Raw genomic sequence first — 15,583 nt, 5'->3', positions numbered from 1 at the left:
GGAAGAAGGCTATGTCGCAACCCATTTTGTCCCAAATTAATGTTTTTCCGGTTAAGTCAGTTGGCGGATTATCGCTGTCGTCAGTATGGGTTGAGAAGCAAGGATTGAGCTTCGATCGTCGTTTTATGATTGCGAAAGCTGATGGCTCGATGATCACTGCGCGAAAGTATCCGCAAATGGTAACCATTAAGTCTGCCTTATTGTCCGATGGAGTGGTGTTTAGTAGTTTGGGGATGGAGCCGCTTAAAATCCGTTATCAAGACTTTAAAATGCAGGAAACGCCAGCAACAGTTTGGAAAGACACCTTTACTGCATATACCACCACAGATGATGCAGATGATTGGTTTAGTCGTGTATTGGGTCAACGTGTTGAGTTGTTGTTTAGTGGTGAGCAATCGAATCGTGTTCGCGAAAAGCTAGGACAAAACGTTAGCTTTGCCGATGGTTATCCGGTGTTAGTGATTAGCCAGGCTTCCCTTGATGAACTGAACCGAAGAAGCTCTGAGCAACACTCTATGGATCAGTTCCGTACTAACTTAGTGGTCTCTGATACCAAGCCGTTTGAAGAAGATTCATGGAAGCGCATACGAATCGGTGAGGTAGAGTTTGAGTCTCTCAAACCTTGCGAGCGCTGTATCCTGACTACGGTTAATACCCAAAGAGGCACATTCCGTGAGAGCAAAGAGCCGCTCAAAACCTTGCAACAGTTCCGTGCAAACGATGTCGGTGGTGTGTTCTTTGGCCAGAATCTTGTCGCGCGAAATGAAGGCATTATTCGTCAAGGCGATAAAGTTGAAGTATTGGAGTACAAAGAGCCGGAGTTTTACGCAGATAACTCGCCAGTGCGCATGACGTTAACATGTGTTGAGCGTGAAGAAATCGCCCAAGACTTCGTGACCTTATGGTTAGAACCAAACAAAGGTTCTTTACCTAATTACTTGCCAGGACAACACCTGCCAATAGAAGTGAATATTGATGGTAAGAAAGTAGGTCGACGCTATACGCTATCATCCAGTCCGTCTCGTCCGGGTCGCTATGCTATTTCTGTTAAGCGTATTGCAGGTGGAAGAGTCTCTAATTCGCTCTTAGACAATTTACAAGTCGGTGATGTTTTAGAGGCAGAAGAACCTGATGGCCAGTTCCACCTAAAAACTCATGAAGCGCAGCCTCTATTGTTACTCTCTGCAGGCAGTGGAGTAACACCAATGCTATCGATGGTACGTTTCTTAGCGGATCACAATCAGTTGGAGAACGTGGTTTTCTACCATCAATGTCGTACCGAAAATGATATTCCTTGTCGCTCAGAGTTGGAGCAGTTAAAGCGTAAGCACCCGGGGTTAGAAGTGAAAATCTGCTTGACGCAGCCTGCCGTTGATTGGTTTGGGTTAAAAGGGCGTTTAAGTTTGTCACACATTAAGCAAATCAAAGATGTTGAACAGCGCCAAGTGTTTGTGTGTGGTCCTGATGGTTTTATGGAGAAAGCGAAAAATATCCTACTAAGAAAAGGGCTGCCAGAAGAAAACTACCATCAAGAAGCGTTTGGCGTATCTTCAGTCACTTCAAGACCAGAGAAGAGCATAGCGATCGATTTTAATGGGACGAAAGTTGTAGGGAATAATCAGAAAACGTTGTTAGATCAGCTTGAAGACGCAGGGAAGGTTGTTAGCAATAGCTGCCGTGCTGGCTTATGCGGAGCGTGTAAGGTTCAGCTTACGTCGGGTCAAGTACATCATCCGGACGTGCCTGCGTTGACAGATGAGGAACGTGCGATGGGAACCGTATTGGCGTGTTGTGCTGTTCCAGAGACGGACGTGACGGTAACAAACTAAGCGAGAAGGCTCCCCGGTTCTCAATAAAAACGCTGCTAACTTTAGCAGCGTTTTGAGTTTAAAAGTGAACGGAAAATATCGCTTAGTCGTAAATCGTTGGGATTGGCTGACGTTTGTGCTGCGTTGCTTTGTAAATCGCTACCAGACGATCACTCACTTGCTGTGGAACGGGTTTGCCTTCTAAGAAGTCATCGATCTGTTCATAAGTTAAGTTCAGAGCATCTTCATCTGCTTTCTGCGGCTCTAGTTCTTCTAGATCTGCCGTTGGTACTTTCTTAACAAGTAGTTCTGGTGCGCCTAATGTTGCAGCCAACTCACGGACTTGACGCTTGCTTAAACCAAATAGAGGGGCAAGGTCGCACGCGCCGTCACCAAACTTAGTGTAAAAACCGGTGATGTTCTCTGCTGAGTGGTCTGTTCCCAATACTAAGCCGCCAACGTAACCAGCGATTTCATATTGTGCAATCATACGAGCTCGCGCTTTTACGTTACCTTTTACGAAATCAATTTTGTCGGCTTCAGTCGGGAGCAGGCCCGTTCCTTGCAACGCGGTATCAGTCGCCGCATGCAAACCGTCAACACCATCTTTAATGTTCACAGACACAGAGTGTGTTGGCTTGATGAAAGAGAGTGCCAGTTGCGCTTCATCTTCATCTTTTTGCTCACCGTAAGGCAGACGTACTGCGATAAACTGATATTTGTCAGTACCAGATTCCGCATTCAATTGTTCTACTGCAAGCTGGGCAAGGCGACCTAACGTGGTTGAGTCAACACCGCCACTAATGCCAAGCACCAGTGACTTACAACCTGCTTCTTGTAGCTTACGCTTAATAAAAGCAATACGGCGTTCAATTTCAAAATGCGGATCAATTGAAGGGAGTACACGCATTTCATCACGGATGGATTGTTCCATTTAGGGTTCCTTTTCCTGCAAATATTTCAGACACCAAAGCCCGCTTGCTCAAATGGTGATAAACCATGCAATTGAGACTGATAAACACGACTTTAGGGTCAAAAGCTGTAAAGATTAGTAGTATCATACCGAAATCATCAGATTAGAAAACTCTCTTCAACCAGGTAATCACCGGATATGAAAAAAATCGCCATTTTTGGTAGTGCATTTAACCCACCTAGTTTAGGGCACAAAAGTGTTATTGAGTCATTGAGCCACTTTGACCTTGTGCTACTTGAACCTAGCATTGCACACGCTTGGGGCAAGAATATGCTCGATTACCCAACTCGGTGCAAAATGGTTGATGCATTCATCAAAGATATGGGGCTTTCTAATGTTCGGCGTTCTGATGCAGAGCAAGCTTTGTACCAACCCGGACAAAGTGTGACAACCTATGCGTTGTTAGAAAAAATTCAAGAAATCTACCCAACAGCCGATATAACTTTTGTCATAGGTCCTGATAATTTCTTCAAATTTGCTAAATTTAGTAGAGCAGAAGAGATTATGGGACGTTGGACTGTTATGGCGTGCCCTGAAAAAGTAAAAGTCAGAAGCACGGATATACGTAACGCATTGGTTACGGGTGAAGACATAAACGCCTACACAACCCCGTCCGTCTGTGACTTGTTGCTTAACGAAGGCTTATACAAAGAAACATTATCTGGGAACTGAGAGGTCAGATTTTCATGGTCAGATTAGCCGTATTTAGTGCATGTGCGCTGCTTGTGGTAACACAAGCTCATTCTGCATGTAACTATTTTTCTGATCGTCCTGTTGTGTTTGAAGATAACACCCTTCCTATATGTGAAGAAATTTTAGATTCCATTGGCGTATTAAGTACGGATGCGTTGATTTGGTATGCTGCGGAAGCGAAATTCGAAGGGCCAACAGAAAACTATTGGGAAGAGTGGGCGATTAAGCCGGAAGACACACCACTCCTAACCCAAAATCTAGAAAAGAATTATTTTGGGCTTGGTTTTTGGATGCCGGAAGAGCTCCGAGACGAAGAGAGCAAAATGGACACAGAAGAGTGGCTCCGTAGTCATGGCCTGATGTTCAGCGTGGGTTTTGGTGATAAATCCGACGGACAGCCAAGAATGCGATTTGATTATCGTTGGCACGAATATTACGACGCTGACTGGATGATGCAGATTGAAGTTCCCTTCTAGTCACTTTGAGCGTACATAAAAAGGGCGTACATCATCCATGTACGCCCTTTTTATTTTTATTTGAGTCTCTATTCTCTGCGCGCATCACTCTGCGTAATACTGAAAAGATGGCTCGTTAGAGTGCGAGTTATAGCGCTTCTCCAAAGACCAAAAAGCAAAGTTGCTCATATTCTTCTGTGTTACCCGCAAAAAGCGTATCGACAATCTGCTCTTCTTTCTTTCCCGACAGCTTCATTTTTCTTGCTTCACGGAGTGTGAGTACCAAGCACAGCTCTTTAGAAATGTCCATGTCACAACCAGGCGTCCACTGATTGATGGTTTTTGTTAACGTTGAGTGCGCTAGTTTAGGGGAGAGAGTCAATACTTCATGTCTTACTACCGTCAGCAGATCGGTTTGCAGATCTGAGCGCTCGGCTGTTGTTGCTAGTTTCTCGACGAGGGCTTTTAGCAGTGGTGAAGGTTTCACAAACCCTGCTTGTTGTGAGAAGTCATCATTTAAACGCACAGAAAAATCACAACGATATACACGAGAATTAGGTAAAAAGGTGAGGGAGCTCAAACATCCTTGAGGAATCCAAAAATATTGGCCTGGTTCAATGGCATACTCCTGCTTACCCAATTTAATGACGGCTAACCCTTCGACGACAGACAGCAGACTGTGCTTCAGTGCTTTTTTGCGCGCAGCTACTTCAAGAAAGGGGTATTTAGCGTCGTGAAATTCAATTGCGTAGTTCATTATGAGTACCAGTGTTTTTTGGCGCTAAGGGTAACGTTAAACCTATACGATTCCAACCAGCTGAGAGAATTTTTTAGCATGAGAAATTGTAGCCTAACTGGTATGACCATGTTAAAAGTATGGGTTGAAATGCTGCTTGTCAGCAAAACTATGCGTAAAATGTGCCAGCTTTTTTTGATATGTAATGAACAATGACTGCCAATACCGATCCTTATATTGAAATTCGTCCTTACAATGACGAAGAAATTCCAGCAGCGCTGGATCGTCTAATCCAAGATGATGAATTTATCACTGCTATTCTCGATCATCGCTTTGCTAATAAAGCAGCGTGGTTTAAAACGCTAATGAGCCCGATCCTGCGCATCTATCTGAAAGCTAAATGGAGCAAGCTTGATTCAGTAGAAGCGATTCAGATTGAAGTGAAGAAGTATCTGAAAGATACATTGAATAAGACAACGGATGGCGTCACTTTTTCTGGTTTGGATAAGCTGGATAAAAACACGTCGTACTTATTCGTTTCTAACCACCGTGATATTGCGATGGACCCTGCGCTAGTAAACTATGGCTTGTACCAAAGTGGGCACCGTACGGTTCGTATTGCGATTGGTGACAACCTGCTGAAGAAGCCATGTGCGACAGAATTGATGCGACTCAACAAAAGCTTCATCGTTAAGCGCTCTGCTAAGGCGCCTAGAGAAATGATGAAAGCATTAGGGCAACTGTCGAGCTACATTAAACACTCGCTTGATACCGGTAATTCAATTTGGATTGCCCAAAAGGAAGGTCGTGCCAAAGATGGAAACGACTTTACTGATCCTGCGATTTTAAAAATGTTCCATGTTGAAGGCCGCAAGCAGAAGATCAGCTTTGGTGAATACACGCGTTCTTTGAAAATCGTTCCTGTCTCGATTGCCTATGAAAATGATCCATGTGACATTGCCAAAGCAAAAGAGCTGTACGAAAAAGCAGAAAATGGCCGTTATGAAAAAGGTGAATTTGAAGATATCGAAAGCATCATTCAGGGCATCATTGGTTATAAAGGTCGTGTGCATGTCGCGTTTGGTGATGTGATTGATCAAGAGTTTGAAACGCCAGAATCTCTTGCCGGTGAAATCGACCGCCAAATTCATAATAACTACAAGTTGTACCCAATCAACTTGTTAGCTGCTGGACGCGAAGATTCGAGCATCATCACAGAGGCGGTGAAGCGTCACCTCGCGGATAAATTGGAGCAGTTACCTGAAGGTGCAAGACCTTATTTGGTGGCGAGCTATGCCAACCCAGTGAACAATCAAGAGTAATATTCATCACTGAACTTGATGGATTATGAACGCCTTAAAGCCTCGGTTTTCCGGGGCTTTTTTTCGTCTACTTTTTAAGGAGCAACAGCCCCGCCAAGGGTTAAATTGCTAGGCCACTTGGTAATCTTGTTGCCACCTAAAAAGATATTCCCTTTCACCGTCATCGTGTCTGGAAATACTTGTAGCGCGGATCCTCCTATATAAAGGTTACCATCAACCACCAATCCTTCAGGAAGAGCAGAGATAGGAGTGCGAATAACACTTAAATCGCCTTTGACTCGAAGTTTAGCTGGGAGCGTTTTTAATGGTGTATCCGTCAAGTTCAGATAACCGCCGAGTTTGATGCCCCTAGGCCAGTTTTCGATCTTACTACCCAATAGATTCGCATAACCTTTTATCTTTGTACCTGAGCGAATGGTTTTGAGTGCGCTGTTGGTTGCTTCCAAACTGCCTCCAACATCAAGCCCCTTAGGCAGCTTTTTGATCGGGGTTTGCGAGATATTTAAGTTGCCTTTGACCACTAACCCAGAAGGTAATTGGGTGTAAGGTTTGTTTCGTAGATCAAGATTACCGTAATTATCGGTGTGACCAAACTTAGAGTAGTAATCTAGCTCATATGCGAAAGATGAGAAGCAGAGCAGCATCAAGGTAAGGAAAAGGGAAACAATACGCATAGCCAGAGACTTAGTTAAACATAGAGATCTTAAGTGCTCATCTTATACTTAAATAGACTCATTCTGCATACTTTGTTAACAGTTTTTGATTTTTAGCCCAAGAACTTCAAATTAGGGCTTTATCTGAAAGCATACACGCGCTCACGATGCCGAGTTGCTTCAGTGTGCAAGTTAGGGAATGATTAAGTGATTGATTATATAGTTTATTTAAAAGTAAATGTGAGAAAAATATCAGTAGAGATATGAAGAATATGAGGTTCTGCCAAGAACTGAACAAGCGTCCTTGTTAGTATCATGAGCGTCTGAGGGAGATTTTCATGAAGTTAAAAAGAGTGTTTATTTTTGCCGCTGGTGTTGTAGCAGTACTACTATCTGGGGCCGCTTTTGCTAAATCATACAGTACGCCAGAAAGCAAAGCGCTGGTGGTCGCTGACGGCAAGGTAGGTCAGCGTATCTGTTACTACGATGATAAAGCCTACACCACCGGAGCCGTGATTAATGTTGAGGGTGTATTACTGATGTGTACAGCTGAGAACGATTTTGAAACGAATGGTTCGTTAAAGTGGGTGGTATTCAAAAAAGATAAATAAACGCCAAAAAACGGTCTGTTTAATATTAGGATAACGGAAAAATAAAAAAGCGAGCACAGAGCTCGCTTTTTCCATTAACGCGCGAGTGAGCGAGTTTTTAATTCAAAGATAAGCTTTTCAGCACTTACTTCAAATTTGAATCGAGCCGTCGCTTGGTTTGACTCTTCTGTTATTTCAGAAACATTGTATTCAACATCAGCACATACTGATTTAGCGAGCTCAATGTATTTTTGTAGTTCAGACTCTAGCTCTGTTTTTGTCTGTGCGAAAACCGTTACGTCGGCAACTTCGTCACCTTCTTTGATGATGAAGCCAATCTCGCCTGCGCAGCCGCAAGCTTCACATACTTGGTTTTTTTCTAATTCGACACTCATAACGAATCCTCTTGTAAATACTAAGGGTATTCTATCAGGTATTTGATCTGTATCTACAAAAATGACGAGTTTTGAATAAAAAAAGAACAGAATAGGCGCTTGTTAAGTAAGGGTTAAAGATTGGATTACTAAATCATCAAGAACGTTAATGTGATATATATCAACATTTAAAATCAATTAACGAACATAGTGACGAGATTTCGCTCAGCCCAGTTGAACTAATGGACAATTTATAAGACTATTTCTTGATTGATTATTTTTAACAATTATCATTCTTGGTCTTTGAATAGTTTCGATGAATAATTGGCGCAAGGTTTTGATGAGACTAACTTTTCGCCTTATTTTGAGTAGCATGTATTGACAAAAACATAACTGCAAATTGCACATTACGCAGTGTAAAGACGTTATGATTTGGAACTTAACTTTATATTAAGTAGTCGCAGTACATATATCCAAACGGCCTTAATGCGCAGGTGTTAGCGGTTCAATTTTTAGGTTTCGCTTAACGAAGTGCCTTGGGCTAATTGGGTATAATGCTAAGAATGATTTCATTCTGGCCTCATTTAATAGTGAGTTAGATGGATTTACAAAGAGAAGAGCTTAAAATATGCCAAAGCGTAGTAAAGAAGATACCGAAATCACTATCCAAAAGATCATGGATGCCGTTGTTGATCAGCTACTAAGACTAGGTTACGACAAAATGTCGTACACGACTCTAAGTCAGCAGACAGGTATATCTCGTACCGGTATTAGCCATCACTTCCCTAAGAAAACGGACTTCACCGCCGCACTGGATGGCCGTATCTTTAAAATGTTTATTGAACACCTAGAGTTTGATAAAGGGCTAAGTGCATTTTCACAAAGTTGGATTAAAGCACTGGAAGATGCTGAGTTCCTCGCGATTTTACGACTGCTATTCCATCACATTGTCACGGCCGAAAATGCGCAAGAATTTGCTGCTAACGGTATTGACCGTTTATACAAAATGGTTGAAAGCCAGTTTGGCGCAGGTGGTGACAAAGAGCTCGAGTGGTTGATTGGTCGTTCATTGATCCAAATGAGTAAGTAATAGCAATTGAGAGCGCTAGATGAACACTTGTTTGCTGCTTTGGTTGTAAAGCCAAGGCAGAACACAGTAATTTTCTCGCCGCTCTTTTGAGCCCAAGATTCGATTAAATATCAAAGCAAAGGCCCGCAATATGATTATTGCGGGCCTTTGTCGTTTGGAAAGTAGAATAGACGGCTCAGAAGAGAGACACGCTAAGCGGCGGCGTGAACTTGAGGAAAGTCTAAAGTTGGATGTTTTCTCACGATGGAGCGGTAGCCATAAACGTGCTCAATGCGCTCTGGCGTCAGTGCATTCCATGGTGTGTCATCACAAACCAATTTTCCGTTATATAAAAGTACAAGTCGGTCTGCGTACTGGGAGGCTAAATTCAAGTCATGCAACACGACAACGACTGCGGCGTTCTGTGTTTTCGCGGCCTCACGAGCAATCTTTAACGTGTTGTGTTGGTGGGCGAGATCTAACGCAGAGGTTGGCTCATCAAGCATCAAGATTCGTTCCTCGCCAGATTGGTGTAGCTGTGTCATCACGCGTGCTAGATGTAATCGTTGCTTTTCGCCACCAGATAAAGATGGGTAGAGGCTTTCTGCCAAATGCAGTACATCGGTTTGTTTCATGTAATGTAAAGCTAACTTAGTGGTTTCTTTATTGGACAGCGATAGCGGAATCGCGCCTAATTCGACCACTTCTCTGGCTAAAAATGGGAAGGTCAACGTACTGTGCTGTGGAAGCATCGCAATGTGTTTTGCGCTTTTTTCAGGCTCCCAATCATGCTTTTGTTTACCGAAGTAGGCGATGTCATGATTTGAAGAGATTTCACCACACAGAAGCTTGAGCAAAGTACTTTTGCCCGCACCGTTGGGGCCGAGTAGGGCGGTCACTTCACCAGCTCGGATATCAATATTGATGTCATCGAGAACAATTCGCTTGCCAAATTTCATCGAAATGTTTTTACCCGATAAAACGATCTGGTTCATTACAAAATCTTCCCTTTCTGCTGGAACAATAAGTAGATGAAGAAGGGCGCACCGATCAAGGCGGTCACGATACCGACGGGTAATTCTGCTGGTGCCACGGCAATACGAGCAAACATATCAGCAGCGGTAAGAAGCAGCGCTCCCATGAGTGCAGAGATTGGCAGTAGCGTTCGATGGTCGGGGCCTGCTAGCATGCGTCCTAAGTGAGGAATCACGAGCCCGATAAAACCAATTGCACCACTAATACTCACCGTAATACCAACCCCCAATGCAGAGAGCAAAATAAGCTGTCGTTTGAGTTTTTGGACCGGAACTCCCAAGTGTCTTGCTTCGGACTCACCTAGCAACAGAGCATTCAGCGCCATCGATTTTTTCTGGAACCAGAATAATAGGACGACCAGCGTAACAGCGGATAGGCCTATCCCCGACCAATTTGCGCCAGCTAATGAGCCCATCGACCAAAGTGTTAGATCTCGTAGCATCTGATCATCAGCAATAAAGTTCATGTAACCGATCGCCGCTCCTGAAAGCGCGCTGATGGCGACCCCAGCTAACAACATAATCGTAACTGAGGTACCAAACTTACTTGTGCCGAGTTTATAAACGAGAATGGTCGTCAACGCACCACCTAGGAAAGCAAAAAGAGGCAGCGCAGCTAAGTTCATCAATTGAGGATAGTTTTGGCTAAACTCAGCAAATACAACAATAGCGAACGCACCGCCAAGTGCAGCACCAGCAGACACACCAATGATGCCGGGCTCGGCCAGCGGGTTACGGAATAAGCCCTGCATAACCACACCACAAATTGCCAAAATGGCGCCGATGAACATACACAAAATGGTGCGAGGTAATCGGATCTCGTTAATCACCAACTGAATGTGAGGAGCGAGATCAGAGCTGCTTCCTGTTAGGCTACGCAAACTGTCAGTGAAACTAATGCTCATTGGACCTACTGTAATAGAGGCGATAGCAATAAATGCTAAAAAGCCACTAAGCACGGATAACGTCGTTGAAAGGGAGATACGTCTTAACAACATGTCATGTCTCTATGGGTAAAGCAGCGCATTCAAACGCTCGGCTTCTGCAAGGCTTTTAAGACCCAAACCACCAACAAGGGCGTGACCGTCAATCGTGATGATATTTTTATTCATTCCCGCAGGTGTTGCGGCGAGAAGTGGCATTGCTTTTAAAATCGCATCGGCACCGCCCAGCGTTTCATAGCTGCGACCGCTAACGAGAATAACGTCAGGCTGCATCTCTACCATGGCTTCTGTGGATAAAGGTTTGTAAGAAGACAGATGGTCAGCAGCTGGGTTTTGTCCGCCTGCTAGCTGGATAATTGCATCGGGTGTGGTTTCTGATCCTGCAACGTTCGCAGGTCGACCTTCATGGATGAGTAGAAACAGTACTTTCTTTTTCTGAGCTTGAGCAGGTTGATTTGCATTGAGTGCTTGAACTTGTGCTTTCACATCTTGCTTTAAATCTTCCGCTTTAGCCTGGCGATTCATAAGGTTCGCAATTTGATCGATACGTTGGTAAAGGCCCTCAACGTTGGCATCGGTATTGACGATTTCTACATCTACCCCCGCCGCTTTTAATTGGTTCAATGCCGTTTTCGGTCCCATCTCAGCAGAGCCAATGACTTTTGTCGGACGTAAGGCGAGCAACCCTTCTGCTGAAAGGCGGCGATGGTAGCCTACTTTAGGCAGTTCCATGCCTTTTGGTAACTGACTGGTTACGTCGATAGCAACCAAGCTATCTTTGGCGTCGAGTTCAAGCAACAGTTCAGTGACGGCACTGCCTGCACTAACAACACGCTCTGATGATGGTGTTTCATTGGCAAAAAGTTGGCTACTCGCAAGTAGGGAAATGGCTGCCGTAACAACAGCATGAATGGTGGCACGTGTGTTCTTCATTTTGAAAGGATCTCTATCTTACTTATTTTTATGATGGCTCTTCAGTGAGTAACTGAGTTGCCTGAATTCCGTTTTCTTGTAAAAAACCGAGAAGTTGAACTAGCGACTGAATGTTCGCGGTTTTTTCTGCTCCAATCACAATCGGTTTATCGCTTGATTTACTCTCTTCTAGCAGCGCGAGAGTAAAGTTGTCCCAATCGATGTATGTCTTGCCGTTAATGGCCCAGTAAGGCTCGTCTTTGAGAATATTTACCGTGATGGATTGCTTATCGACATTTGCAACGGCCTGAGATTCTGTACTCGGTAAATTGACATCTAATGAATCGAGCTTGACCGCTGCAGTTAACATCAGGAAAACCATTACGATAAAGATGATGTCCAACAGCGGTGTTAAATCAGGAGTTAAGTCGTTACGAGTGTTGTCTTTTGGCGTTTTAATCATTGTGCTTCTGCCTCGACCTTTGCAGAAGAGCGCACTGCTAATGTTGAATTGTCTGGCGACACGTGTTGCAGAGAGATACCTTCAAGCCATAAGTTGACATAGTTTAATGTGTGTTCGAGTTTGGCGATCACACGATCCGCCCACAAACCAATGATTTGTGCTCCTGAAATCGCAGGAAGGGCGATAATAAGACCTGCTGCAGTAGTGCGCATGGCCAAACCTAGACCGTCTGCCAAATCATTCGGGGTGATATTCCCCGTTGAGACAGCGATGCCTTTGAACATCTCAATTAAGCCAAGTACCGTACCAAGCAAACCAATCAAAGGGCTAATGACGCCAATCAACGTCAGTAAGCGAAGGCCAGAATGCAGCTGATGACGTTTTTCTTGTAGCCAAATGCCTGCGGCATCTTCTCTTAGAGACTTTGAGAAAGAATGATGGGCAAGCAACATGGCAACGCCACGATAAAGGAGCGGTCGCTTATGCGACAATTCTTCTGCAAGCGTCTCAAGATCGTTTCCATTCGTTGGGTCTAACCCAATGAGTTTTTGGCGAATGGCTCGTTTCCCTACGCCAAGGCTAATCAAAACGTGGAATAACCGCTCGGTAATGATCATGACGGTGAGGGCTGAGCAAATGATCAAAGGCCATGTCATTAGGCCAAGTTGAGTTTGTAATTCTTGTAGTTGTTCCATTATCCATCCAACTTAAAACGAACAGGTACTTGTACTCGGTGAGCCACTTTTAGCCCGCCCGAAATATGTGGTGTAAATTGCCACTGTTTGATAGCACGAAGCGCTGAGGCGTCCAGCGATTCTGTGCCGGAAGACTCAATCAAAACCTGTTTAATTTGATTGCCATTTTCATCGAGCCATATTTCATATAAGGCTACGCCTTCGATACCGCGTCTTTGTGCAGATCTTGGGTAGCGAGGCTGAGTTGGTTGATTCACAAACGTAGGTTTGTCGACCAAAATAGGTTGAGACGTTGCCCCTTTGGATTGGCTCGCTGGCGCGGTTTGCTGAGCGACCATCTCTTTCTTCGCCGGTTCCGTTTTTTTCTTCGGTTTGGCTTCGGGCTGATTCTCTTGTTTTGTTACGGCTTTGGCTGGTTCCACCGTCTTAGGCTTAGATTGTTTAACCGGCTCTGTTTTTTTCTTCACTACCTTTTTCTTAACAGCGTCTTTCTTAACGACCTGTTTCTTTACGATCTTCTTTTCCGGCTCAGGCTGCTCCTGAGGATGCGGTTCTTTTGGTGGCGCCACATTTTCTGGCGTGGATGTTTCGACGGTAGGTGGTGGTGCCGATACAAGGTTTAAACTTACCGAACTTGCTGGATTTCCAGCAGGCATCGCGAACACTTTCGTTTCTTGAGAAACAAAAAGAAGTGCGGCATGGATGGCAAGGGAAGCACCTCCTGCAATGACATATCTTTGTACGTTCACGGAATATCTCGGGAAACTATGAAAACTTGAGCAGATTATTACTCACAACCGAAATAAGATCAATTATCAATTGCATTATCATTACGCTCAAATTATGATTCTTGCAGATTTTTAAAGACCAGCCTCTACCCCTTATATGGTGGGAGCTAAGCGAGTATATATGAGCGTCGATATCGATAAATTTGACGAATCAGTGTTGGGAAGCAATAGCCCTGACCCATTGCGATTTGCCTTTGTTAAGAAACATTCGGCACACGCTGGCGGAGCGAGCGTGCCTGTACCCCCACCTCAGCAGCAGGCGATTTTTTCAAGCGTTACCGCTAACTCGGTTAAAGCGACCAATAAACGTTGTCTTTATATTCACGTTCCATTTTGTCGCGTACGTTGCACCTTTTGTAACTTCTTTCAAAATGCTGCGAGCCGCGCACTGGTTGATGAGTACTTTGACGCAATGATGCAGGAGCTCAAGGAGAAAGCTGCATTGCCTTGGACACAAAACGGTATTTTCCATGCTGTGTATATCGGTGGTGGAACGCCAACGGATCTGTCTCCAGCACAGGTTCGCGTGTTAGGTCAGGTGGTTCATGATCACTTTCCTTTGGCTGCGGATTGTGAAATCACCTTAGAAGGTCGCATCAACCGTTTTTCTGATGAGCTATACCAAGGCGCTCTCGACGGTGGATTTAATCGTTTCTCTTTTGGTGTGCAAAGTTTTAATACACAAGTGCGTCGCAGCGCGAAACGATTAGATGATAGAGAAGATGTGCTAAAGCGAGTTAGCGAGATTGCCAACGAAGACAAAATTCCTGTCATTATCGATTTACTCTACGGCTTGCCTTATCAAACCAAAGAAGTGTTAGAGCAAGATTTAAATGATTTTCTCTCGACTGGCGCACACGGACTGGATTTGTATCAGTTGGTGGTTGGTGGGTCAGCTCCCATGCTCAACCTTGTAGAAAAAGGAAAAATCCCCCCACCAGCTACCACGCCAGAAAAAGCAGGCATGTATGAGCTCGGTGTGAACTTTATGGCCAAACACCATATGAAGCAACTGAGTGTGAACCATTGGGCAATCGATAACCGTGAACGTAGTTTATACAACAGTTTAGCCAAGACATATGCAGAGGTACTGCCAATTGGCTGTGGCGCTGGAGGTAATATCGGTGGTTACGGAATGATGCAACATCGCACATTGGCGACCTATATTAAAGCCATCAAAGAAGGGCAAAGCACCATCGCTATGATGATGAAGCAAAGCCCTCTAGAGCCACTATTTGCTGCACTCAAATCCGGGTTTGATCGCGGTATCGTTCAGGCAAACCAACTGCCATCGTTTATGGGGGAGGACACGTTCGGATTTTTAATGCCTCTATTTAAAGTGTGGCAGCAAAAAGGTTTAGTGGAACTGCATGAACGCAGCCTAGTTCTTACTCTTTCTGGTAGTTTCTGGGCCGTTTCGTTGGCTCAAGGTTGTATTCAGGTACTTACGTCAGAGACGAATGAAACCGTACCGAAAGTATCCAATAATTAATGAAAAAGTTGAACAAAGACGGAAAACATATGGAATCAATCAAACAACAAGTTGAAGCATTACTAGAGCAAGAACCGCAATTATTGCCAGCAGCGATGGCAGAACGTCTCGGCATTTCTGAATTTGAGGTTGTTGCGGCTTTGCCGCAGGAAATGGTGGCCATCGCTCCAGGAGCGCAAGCACAAAACATTCTAGAAGGTTTGGTTGGTTTCGGCCCGGTGACGACTATTGTTCACTCTTTTGGCTCTATTTTTGAAGTCAAAGCACCATTCCCAAAAGGAAAAGTGGCGCGTGGCTATTACAATTTAATGGGCAGAGAAGGTGAGCTACACGGTCACTTGAAGCTAGATAATGTTAAAAATGTAGCGTTGGTCAGCAAACCGTTTATGGGTAGAGAGAGTCACTATTTTGGCTTTTTCTCTGAGTGCGGAAGCAATATTTTCAAAGTTTATTTAGGCCGTAACGAAAAGCGCGAGCTACTTGAAGATCAAGTCACCGCATTCCGCGCCCTACAAGCCGAATTGAAAAAGTAATCACAAACATAATCGAGGCTCAACTCGAATACTAATTAGTAAAGTCAGG

Annotated in this window: 18 protein-coding genes; 8 read left to right on the top strand and 10 right to left on the bottom strand. The window is 44.3% G+C overall.

Annotated elements, in window-relative coordinates:
* The first annotated feature begins 11 nt into the window (after positions 1-11).
* Positions 12-1,829: a hybrid-cluster NAD(P)-dependent oxidoreductase gene (locus tag MSG33_RS05740; RefSeq protein ID WP_248380200.1), complete on the top strand. Its 1,818-nt coding sequence runs from the start codon at positions 12-14 to the stop codon at positions 1,827-1,829.
* Between the two features lie 82 nt (positions 1,830-1,911).
* Here the strand turns inward: MSG33_RS05740 and nadE are convergent, their stop codons facing one another.
* A complete protein-coding gene (nadE, locus tag MSG33_RS05735) occupies positions 1,912-2,742 on the bottom strand; it encodes an ammonia-dependent NAD(+) synthetase (protein WP_006742205.1) in 831 nt (276 codons plus the stop codon).
* Between the two features lie 177 nt (positions 2,743-2,919).
* On the opposite strand from nadE, the gene MSG33_RS05730 reads away from it, so the two are divergent.
* Complete coding sequence (locus tag MSG33_RS05730) at positions 2,920-3,453, top strand: nicotinate-nicotinamide nucleotide adenylyltransferase (protein ID WP_248380199.1); 534 nt, start codon at positions 2,920-2,922, stop codon at positions 3,451-3,453.
* A gap of 14 nt (positions 3,454-3,467) precedes the next feature.
* A complete protein-coding gene (locus tag MSG33_RS05725) occupies positions 3,468-3,950 on the top strand; it encodes a hypothetical protein (protein WP_248380198.1) in 483 nt (160 codons plus the stop codon).
* A gap of 127 nt (positions 3,951-4,077) precedes the next feature.
* On the opposite strand, the gene MSG33_RS05720 is transcribed toward MSG33_RS05725, so the two are convergent.
* Positions 4,078-4,686 (bottom strand): hypothetical protein, encoded by a 609-nt coding sequence (locus MSG33_RS05720; RefSeq protein WP_047008435.1) that lies wholly within the window; start codon positions 4,684-4,686, stop codon positions 4,078-4,080.
* A gap of 191 nt (positions 4,687-4,877) precedes the next feature.
* Between MSG33_RS05720 and MSG33_RS05715 the strand changes: the two genes are divergently transcribed.
* Positions 4,878-5,987 (top strand): 1-acyl-sn-glycerol-3-phosphate acyltransferase, encoded by a 1,110-nt coding sequence (locus MSG33_RS05715; protein WP_006742201.1) that lies wholly within the window; start codon positions 4,878-4,880, stop codon positions 5,985-5,987.
* 74 nt (positions 5,988-6,061) lie between these two features.
* On the opposite strand, the gene MSG33_RS05710 is transcribed toward MSG33_RS05715, so the two are convergent.
* A complete protein-coding gene (locus MSG33_RS05710; protein WP_104972836.1) occupies positions 6,062-6,661 on the bottom strand; it encodes a hypothetical protein in 600 nt (199 codons plus the stop codon).
* A gap of 317 nt (positions 6,662-6,978) precedes the next feature.
* Between MSG33_RS05710 and MSG33_RS05705 the strand changes: the two genes are divergently transcribed.
* Entirely contained in the window at positions 6,979-7,251 is a 273-nt protein-coding gene (locus tag MSG33_RS05705) for a YnjH family protein (protein WP_005392505.1), read from the top strand.
* Positions 7,252-7,325: 74 nt separating this feature from the next.
* Here the strand turns inward: MSG33_RS05705 and MSG33_RS05700 are convergent, their stop codons facing one another.
* Positions 7,326-7,625: a YfcZ/YiiS family protein gene (locus tag MSG33_RS05700; protein ID WP_005375307.1), complete on the bottom strand. Its 300-nt coding sequence runs from the start codon at positions 7,623-7,625 to the stop codon at positions 7,326-7,328.
* A 607-nt stretch (positions 7,626-8,232) separates the two neighbouring features.
* On the opposite strand from MSG33_RS05700, the gene MSG33_RS05695 reads away from it, so the two are divergent.
* Complete coding sequence (locus MSG33_RS05695) at positions 8,233-8,694, top strand: TetR/AcrR family transcriptional regulator (protein WP_005392508.1); 462 nt, start codon at positions 8,233-8,235, stop codon at positions 8,692-8,694.
* Between the two features lie 191 nt (positions 8,695-8,885).
* Here the strand turns inward: MSG33_RS05695 and MSG33_RS05690 are convergent, their stop codons facing one another.
* Genes MSG33_RS05690 through MSG33_RS05665 form a run of 6 tightly spaced genes read right to left on the bottom strand, consistent with a single transcriptional unit; the run spans position 8,886 to position 13,470 of the window.
* Positions 8,886-9,668 (bottom strand): heme ABC transporter ATP-binding protein, encoded by a 783-nt coding sequence (locus tag MSG33_RS05690; RefSeq protein WP_248380197.1) that lies wholly within the window; start codon positions 9,666-9,668, stop codon positions 8,886-8,888.
* Positions 9,668-10,705, bottom strand: a complete 1,038-nt coding sequence (locus tag MSG33_RS05685; RefSeq protein ID WP_248380196.1) for an iron ABC transporter permease — start codon at positions 10,703-10,705, stop codon at positions 9,668-9,670. Before MSG33_RS05685 ends, MSG33_RS05690 begins: the two co-directional genes overlap by 1 nt.
* Before the next feature lie 9 nt (positions 10,706-10,714).
* Entirely contained in the window at positions 10,715-11,584 is an 870-nt protein-coding gene (locus MSG33_RS05680) for a helical backbone metal receptor (protein ID WP_248380195.1), read from the bottom strand.
* Positions 11,585-11,612: 28 nt separating this feature from the next.
* Complete coding sequence (locus tag MSG33_RS05675; protein ID WP_248380194.1) at positions 11,613-12,026, bottom strand: biopolymer transporter ExbD; 414 nt, start codon at positions 12,024-12,026, stop codon at positions 11,613-11,615.
* Positions 12,023-12,721, bottom strand: a complete 699-nt coding sequence (locus MSG33_RS05670; protein WP_005392513.1) for a MotA/TolQ/ExbB proton channel family protein — start codon at positions 12,719-12,721, stop codon at positions 12,023-12,025. Before MSG33_RS05670 ends, MSG33_RS05675 begins: the two co-directional genes overlap by 4 nt.
* Positions 12,721-13,470, bottom strand: a complete 750-nt coding sequence (locus tag MSG33_RS05665) for an energy transducer TonB (RefSeq protein ID WP_248380193.1) — start codon at positions 13,468-13,470, stop codon at positions 12,721-12,723. The genes MSG33_RS05670 and MSG33_RS05665 overlap by 1 nt, the downstream gene beginning before the upstream one ends.
* A 160-nt stretch (positions 13,471-13,630) precedes the next feature.
* On the opposite strand from MSG33_RS05665, the gene hutW reads away from it, so the two are divergent.
* Together hutW and hutX are read left to right on the top strand one after the other, a co-directional pair.
* A complete protein-coding gene (gene hutW, locus MSG33_RS05660) occupies positions 13,631-15,001 on the top strand; it encodes a heme anaerobic degradation radical SAM methyltransferase ChuW/HutW (RefSeq protein WP_248380192.1) in 1,371 nt (456 codons plus the stop codon).
* Positions 15,002-15,030: 29 nt separating this feature from the next.
* Complete coding sequence (gene hutX, locus MSG33_RS05655; RefSeq protein ID WP_046873925.1) at positions 15,031-15,534, top strand: heme utilization cystosolic carrier protein HutX; 504 nt, start codon at positions 15,031-15,033, stop codon at positions 15,532-15,534.
* Positions 15,535-15,583: the final 49 nt, after the last annotated feature.

The organism is Vibrio sp. 1CM7H (assembly GCF_023161645.1).
Lineage (GTDB): Bacteria > Pseudomonadota > Gammaproteobacteria > Enterobacterales > Vibrionaceae > Vibrio > Vibrio diabolicus.
The sequence above is the reverse complement of the archived record's forward strand: the minus strand, read 5'-3'. Positions and strand labels throughout refer to the sequence as shown.

Bases quoted from the DNA above. Each gene is read 5' to 3' on its own strand.
- MSG33_RS05740 (WP_248380200.1), top strand. From the start codon at position 12: ATGTCGCAACCCATTTTGTCCCAAATTAATGTTTTTCCGGTTAAGTCA.
- nadE (WP_006742205.1), bottom strand. From the start codon at position 2,742: ATGGAACAATCCATCCGTGATGAAATGCGTGTACTCCCTTCAATTGAT.
- MSG33_RS05730 (WP_248380199.1), top strand. From the start codon at position 2,920: ATGAAAAAAATCGCCATTTTTGGTAGTGCATTTAACCCACCTAGTTTA.
- MSG33_RS05725 (WP_248380198.1), top strand. From the start codon at position 3,468: ATGGTCAGATTAGCCGTATTTAGTGCATGTGCGCTGCTTGTGGTAACA.
- MSG33_RS05720 (WP_047008435.1), bottom strand. From the start codon at position 4,686: ATGAACTACGCAATTGAATTTCACGACGCTAAATACCCCTTTCTTGAA.
- MSG33_RS05715 (WP_006742201.1), top strand. From the start codon at position 4,878: ATGACTGCCAATACCGATCCTTATATTGAAATTCGTCCTTACAATGAC.
- MSG33_RS05710 (WP_104972836.1), bottom strand. From the start codon at position 6,661: ATGCGTATTGTTTCCCTTTTCCTTACCTTGATGCTGCTCTGCTTCTCA.
- MSG33_RS05705 (WP_005392505.1), top strand. From the start codon at position 6,979: ATGAAGTTAAAAAGAGTGTTTATTTTTGCCGCTGGTGTTGTAGCAGTA.
- MSG33_RS05700 (WP_005375307.1), bottom strand. From the start codon at position 7,625: ATGAGTGTCGAATTAGAAAAAAACCAAGTATGTGAAGCTTGCGGCTGC.
- MSG33_RS05695 (WP_005392508.1), top strand. From the start codon at position 8,233: ATGCCAAAGCGTAGTAAAGAAGATACCGAAATCACTATCCAAAAGATC.
- MSG33_RS05690 (WP_248380197.1), bottom strand. From the start codon at position 9,668: ATGAACCAGATCGTTTTATCGGGTAAAAACATTTCGATGAAATTTGGC.
- MSG33_RS05685 (WP_248380196.1), bottom strand. From the start codon at position 10,705: ATGTTGTTAAGACGTATCTCCCTTTCAACGACGTTATCCGTGCTTAGT.
- MSG33_RS05680 (WP_248380195.1), bottom strand. From the start codon at position 11,584: ATGAAGAACACACGTGCCACCATTCATGCTGTTGTTACGGCAGCCATT.
- MSG33_RS05675 (WP_248380194.1), bottom strand. From the start codon at position 12,026: ATGATTAAAACGCCAAAAGACAACACTCGTAACGACTTAACTCCTGAT.
- MSG33_RS05670 (WP_005392513.1), bottom strand. From the start codon at position 12,721: ATGGAACAACTACAAGAATTACAAACTCAACTTGGCCTAATGACATGG.
- hutW (WP_248380192.1), top strand. From the start codon at position 13,631: ATGAGCGTCGATATCGATAAATTTGACGAATCAGTGTTGGGAAGCAAT.
- hutX (WP_046873925.1), top strand. From the start codon at position 15,031: ATGGAATCAATCAAACAACAAGTTGAAGCATTACTAGAGCAAGAACCG.